This window comes from Bilophila sp. (assembly GCF_057864385.1).
In genome coordinates, this window is the sequence record NZ_DBMAFI010000132.1 from 1 (window position 1) to 3,157 (window position 3,157).

The window sequence follows — 3,157 nt, forward strand, 5'->3', positions numbered from 1 at the left end:
CAGACGATGGGCTACGGCATCTCCGGCACATGGGCGGTCATGGGCCGAGTGAAGGACATCTCGTTTATGGAAGATCTCTCCCATGTTCTGCGCGTCGTGTACTATCAGGGCACGAACAATAGGGAAATGGTGCGGAACAAGATGATCTCCGACCCGCAGGACTCCCAGTACAGCATGATCTACCTGACCACGGGTGACAAGGCCGTGGAAGTGAACTTGGATACGGAATATAAGCTGTATGAGAACCTCTCGCTGTTCGTGGAGCTCGGCTACATCCGCCTTGATCTCGACAAGGATTTGTGGAGGGGCGTGGGCTACGAGGCGAAGGAAAACAACTTCAAGGGCACCTTCAGCATCGGCTACAAGTTCTAGGCGAACCGGGGCCTTCGCCTTTCCTCCGGTGAAGGCTCCGCGTTTCAACGTTCGGAGATGGTGCCTCTATCGGGTTTGCCGGGGCTTCCGCTTCCCCTTGTGGGATGGAGCAAGCCGCCGGGTCTGGGAACGGCCCGGCGGAACCCCGGCGATGCGATGTCGAAAACGGACGCTCTGCGCAATGGCGGGGAGTCTGTTTTTTGTGGGAACCGGGGCGGCGTCAATCCAGCATAGGGCGGAGTTAGGCCGTCCGCCCGGTACCGTGGGAAGAGGGGATTTTCTTTTGCCATGCCGGTGCGTGCGGCCTTTTTTCGGCAATGGGGGGCTCCGAGAGCTCACCCCGGCAGTGGGGCGGGGCGCTGAGATCGGCCTTTACTGGCTAGGGTGGCGGCATACGCGGATGATTTGAGCGGTGCTAAGGGTATCCCTCTCCGGGGGGGCAATGAGGCGTCGAACATCTGGAGCTGTTCTTCCAGAGTACCCCCCCACCGGGGTGTTTCCCAATCCCCACCCCGCAGCAAGGTGGCGGCGAAGTATGCCGGGCCCCGCCGGGGAGTTTCTCCGTCTGTTCACTCTAGGTTGTGTCGTTATTTTATATGTAACTATTTGAAATTATCGAAAACAATCTTTTGTGATTTGAAAATAGTTGAATAATTTCAATGGATTATATCTAATTAACGGTGTGACTTGGAAGCGCTTGGTGAAGCATTCATTTCTCCGGCGGAAGATGCTGTCCCTCCGACCGCCCTCAGGCTTTGCGGCGATGGCGGTATGGGCCTTCCTTCCCGGTGCAGGGCACGGCGCTGCGTATCACGCTGCCCGCCAGCTAGGGCGCAGGGAACCGATCCCCGGCGCTCTGTCGCGTACCACGTTGGTGTCCGCCCAGAGCTTGGGCTTTTCCGCCGAAGCTCAGGGGCACGCCGCCGTCGCAGTCCTCCCGTCGTGTCCCATAACCTAGCGGAACAGCCCCAGATACCCCGCCAAGGCCATCCCCGCGAGGGCAATGAACATCCATTTCAGCTTGCCGATCCGCAGTGCCTTGATGAGTGCGGCCTGTTCTTCGAGGGCCTCCCTGTTGGTGCCCGCCCAGAGCTTGGGCTTTTCCGCCGAAGCTCATGGGCACGCCGCCGTCGCAGCCCTCCCATCGTGTCCCATAACCTAGCGGAACAGCCCCAGATACCCCGCCAAGGCCATTCCCGCGAGGGCGATGAACATCCATTTCAGTTTGCTGATCCGCAGTGCCTTGATGAGCGCGGCCTGTTCTTCGAGGGCCTCCCTTTCCGTTTGCCTCATGGTGTAGGTACGGATCAGTTGTTCCCGGACGTAGGCTCCGGCGCTGGTGGGCGTCGTCGTGCAGAAATCCGCTATGATGTCCGCATACGTCAGGTTGCCGGAGTGGCCGAGGCCGGTGATCCTGTGCGCCGCTTTACGCGCAAGGGCCTTGACGACGTATTCGTGCTGGAATGTGGTAAACTCGGCGTCGCCTCCACCCCCGCGTATCAGCACGACGACATTGCCGCCTGCCTGATCTATCGCCCGTGCTATGGCGGACGGATCCGTCATGGAGGTCGGCAGGGATTCCACGTTGACGTTTTTCAGATCAAGCTCGTTCCTGAAGTCGGCGAAGACGTTGGCGGCATGGGACTTGGAATGGATCACGGAGATGGCGGTCACCCGGTTCGGGAAGGGTATCCTTTTAAAGCCAAGTTCCTTGAGGTGGCTGATCGTCCCTTCAACATCTTGAGGGGGCTCTTGGCCGCGTCCTCCCCCGGAAGCCTCAATGACCGAGGCCGCATGGACATGGAGTTTGAAGAGGACGACGGATTTCTTCAAATACACCACCGGGGTGCCGAGGACATCAACGCGATCCCCCGGCCGTATGCCCCCGCTTTGAATGGCCTCAAGCGGCAGATCCACACAGATGCTTTTTCCCTCGTCGGTGAGTTCAATGCCGTAATGGACACCATTCCAGAATGTCCTTTTGGCAGTCCAGTCCCCGATGATCCCCTGCGTCCTGAAGACGCTGCTGGAGCTGTCTACGGCGTTTTTGAGGGCAGTCCCCGCCATATCCTCGAAAACGGAACTCAGGCGGGCAACGGACAAAGACGGCATCGTGGGCATTGGCATATTGGATTCTCCGAAAGGCGTTGCGAAATGTTCAGCATGGTTTCCCGGTCGAGTCAACCCGCACGGGGGAAACGGCATCCCCGGCGGAACATGGCATACGGGCATGGAACCCGCCATAAGGGAAGGGCGTAAGCCCATCCGGGGATGCTGCCTTTGACGGCTACGTGTCCGAATAAAAAGAGGGCCCCGCTGTAACGGGCTGCGGCTCCATGAAGAGAGGGGCCGGGCTGGCGGGGGACACCTCTGTCTTCCTGTGTGGATCGTGGCGGTACGGCGGCGTGAAAAGCAAAGGAAAAGGCTCTGTCATGGCATGTGGTTGTTTCATCTTCACAACGCGGTGAACATGCGGCCTTTTTCTCCGGTTTTCCCATCGGCGGAATCCATGCCCAATGCCTTTTACCGGTTATTCCTTTGGAATTTCAAGGAAAAAACATCAACCGTTTTCTAGGCCGTGTCGTCAGTTTGATATAACCTATTGAAATTATTTAGTTATTTTTCAAGCTATAAAAAGATTGTTTTTAATAGTTTCAAATAATTGCATGTAAAACGACGACACGGCCTAGGGGCTGTCCCTAAATAGTTTACTGGAGCCAAATAAGGCATGATGCCAGCATGACAGATGCTTTAAAAGTTATGGCCAGCTTATCATATCGAGTAG

3 protein-coding genes and 1 pseudogene are annotated in these 3,157 nt (G+C 57.2%); 3 read left to right on the plus strand and 1 reads right to left on the minus strand.

The features are described 5' to 3' along the window. Both ACZM8Y_RS17965 and ACZM8Y_RS17970 read left to right on the plus strand, forming a co-directional pair. A pseudogene (locus ACZM8Y_RS17965) lies at window positions 1-372 on the plus strand (outer membrane homotrimeric porin); the annotation flags it as partial. 700 nt (window positions 373-1,072) lie between these two features. Next, a complete protein-coding gene (locus ACZM8Y_RS17970; protein WP_479858883.1) occupies window positions 1,073-1,330 on the plus strand; it encodes a hypothetical protein in 258 nt (85 codons plus the stop codon). A gap of 200 nt (window positions 1,331-1,530) precedes the next feature. Here the strand turns inward: ACZM8Y_RS17970 and ACZM8Y_RS17975 are convergent, their stop codons facing one another. Continuing rightward, window positions 1,531-2,499 (minus strand): exodeoxyribonuclease VII large subunit, encoded by a 969-nt coding sequence (locus tag ACZM8Y_RS17975; RefSeq protein ID WP_482334808.1) that lies wholly within the window; start codon window positions 2,497-2,499, stop codon window positions 1,531-1,533. Window positions 2,500-2,811: 312 nt separating this feature from the next. Here ACZM8Y_RS17975 and ACZM8Y_RS17980 point away from each other — a divergent pair, with 312 nt between their 5' ends. Continuing rightward, window positions 2,812-2,970 (plus strand): hypothetical protein, encoded by a 159-nt coding sequence (locus ACZM8Y_RS17980; protein WP_487480282.1) that lies wholly within the window; start codon window positions 2,812-2,814, stop codon window positions 2,968-2,970. Window positions 2,971-3,157 lie beyond the last annotated feature (187 nt).

Coding starts and splice junctions, on each gene's coding strand:
- ACZM8Y_RS17975 (WP_482334808.1), bottom strand. CDS start 2,499: ATGCCAATGCCCACGATGCCGTCTTTGTCCGTTGCCCGCCTGAGTTCC.